At 72.4% G+C, this 1,704-nt stretch carries 2 protein-coding genes; one reads left to right on the forward strand and one right to left on the reverse strand.

Annotated elements, in window-relative coordinates; genetic code table 11:
• Window positions 1-277 precede the first annotated feature (277 nt).
• Window positions 278-856: a TetR/AcrR family transcriptional regulator gene (locus Air01nite_RS40795; RefSeq protein WP_203708895.1), complete on the reverse strand. Its 579-nt coding sequence runs from the start codon at window positions 854-856 to the stop codon at window positions 278-280.
• Between the two features lie 70 nt (window positions 857-926).
• Between Air01nite_RS40795 and Air01nite_RS40800 the strand changes: the two genes are divergently transcribed.
• Window positions 927-1,373, forward strand: a complete 447-nt coding sequence (locus Air01nite_RS40800) for a DoxX family protein (RefSeq protein WP_203708897.1) — start codon at window positions 927-929, stop codon at window positions 1,371-1,373.
• Window positions 1,374-1,704 lie beyond the last annotated feature (331 nt).

Here is a 1,704-nt window from a genome sequence, read left to right on the forward strand (position 1 = left end):
AGGGTGATGCCCCGTGCTCGCTCGTGAAATCCCGCCCGAACAGGTCGCCAATCACGTCGTTGGCCGCGTCCTCGGGGGTTGTCCCTTTGCCGGATGCCGCTGCCAACGAGCCGGAAGCCAGGGGTGACGACTTGATCCACGAGCCACCCCCTAACCCTTTGCGAACAGGCCGCGGATCACCCGGCCGGCCACGTCCCCGGGGTTGTCGCCCGGGTCGGGTGCCCGCCGCCGACGAGCTGGTGGCCAGGGGGTGGTGCCCTCACCCATGAGTCAGCCCCTAGCCCCGGGCGAACAGGGGGCGGATCACCTGCCGGGCCGCGTCCTCGGGGTTGTCGCCCAGGTCGGGCGGTAGGGCGCCGCTGAGCCAGAGCGTGGCGAAGCCGTGCACGATCGACCAGGCCGACAGGCCGGCGATCCGGGCGTCGGCGCCGCGCAGCTCGCTGCGGTCGACCGTGGCGACGGCGTCGCGCAGCGCGGACGAGGACCGGTCCTGTGCGGCGAGCAGTTCCGGGTCGGCCCGGTTGAGCAGCTCGGGCTGGAACATCACGGCGAAGTGCGCGCGGTGTGCGACCGCGAACCGCACGTAGGCCACGCCGGCTTCGAGCACTCCGCCGCCGGCCGCGCGGGTGCGGTCGAGCTCGTCCGCCAGGTAGCCGAAGCCCTGCGCGGCGAGCGCCGTGAGCAGCCCGGCCTTGTCGCCGAAGTGGTGCGCGGGCGCGGCGTGCGACACACCTGCGCGGCGGGCCAGGTCGCGCAGGCTCAGCGCCGCCGGCCCGTTCTCGGTGATCGCCTCGGCCGCGGCCCCGAGCAGGGTCCGCCGGAGGTCGCCGTGGTGATAGGGCCGGGTCTCTGTCATGCGGCCCACTCTAACTTGGCACTGACAAGTTGGACTGCTAACTTGACAGTGACAAGATTGGAGTGTCGCCATGGTCCCCCTCGTCTTCCTCGTCGCCGGTTTCGCTCTCGCCCGTGTGGTCGGCCTGGCCGGCGTCGACGCCCTCGACGGCTGGCTGCCGGCGCTCCGCGTCGGGCTCGCGATCATGTTCGTGGTCACGGGCCTGGCGCACTTCGCGCCGAAGATGCGCGCCGGCATGATCGCGATGGTCCCGCCCCGGCTCCCCCGCCCCGACCTGCTGGTGACGGTCACCGGCGTCCTGGAACTCGCGGGCGCGGTCGGCCTGCTCATCCCGGCCACCACCGCCTTGGCCGCCGCGGGCCTCGCCCTCCTGATGATCGCCATGTTCCCGGCGAACATCTCGGCGGCACGACGCAAGCTCAGCCTCGGCGGCAAGCCGGTCCCGGCGCTGGTCCCCCGCTCGTTCCTGCAGGTCTTCTGGGTCGCCCTGACCACCGCAGTCGCCCTCGCCGCATGATCATCCCTGCTCTGCATCCATATACGCACCACCCCGTCGCGAGGGTGGTGCGTATATGGATGCAGAGCAAAGCCGCCGTGCGGCGCGGGGCGGTAGGGAAGTCCCCAAGAGGGAGTTTGCCCAGGCCGGGAGGGCCGCCACCGCCCGCGCCGATGGGAGCGTCGAAAAGCGACCCCGTTGCGCGAACAGCGTCGGCACGCCCGTCACGCGGCGGGCGGTCAGACGTCAGGAGCGGCTTGGTTCGGCCAGAGGCGTCTCCGAGGCCCGGACCGGCCATCGTCCGCGCCGGGTCGGTCGCGTCGCGACGCCGTCGAGCGAAAAGCCTCAGCGC

The sequence above is a fragment of the Asanoa iriomotensis genome (genome assembly GCF_016862515.1).
Lineage (GTDB): Bacteria > Actinomycetota > Actinomycetes > Mycobacteriales > Micromonosporaceae > Asanoa > Asanoa iriomotensis.

Bases quoted from the DNA above. Each gene is read 5' to 3' on its own strand.
- Air01nite_RS40795 (WP_203708895.1), bottom strand. From the start codon at position 856: ATGACAGAGACCCGGCCCTATCACCACGGCGACCTCCGGCGGACCCTG.
- Air01nite_RS40800 (WP_203708897.1), top strand. From the start codon at position 927: ATGGTCCCCCTCGTCTTCCTCGTCGCCGGTTTCGCTCTCGCCCGTGTG.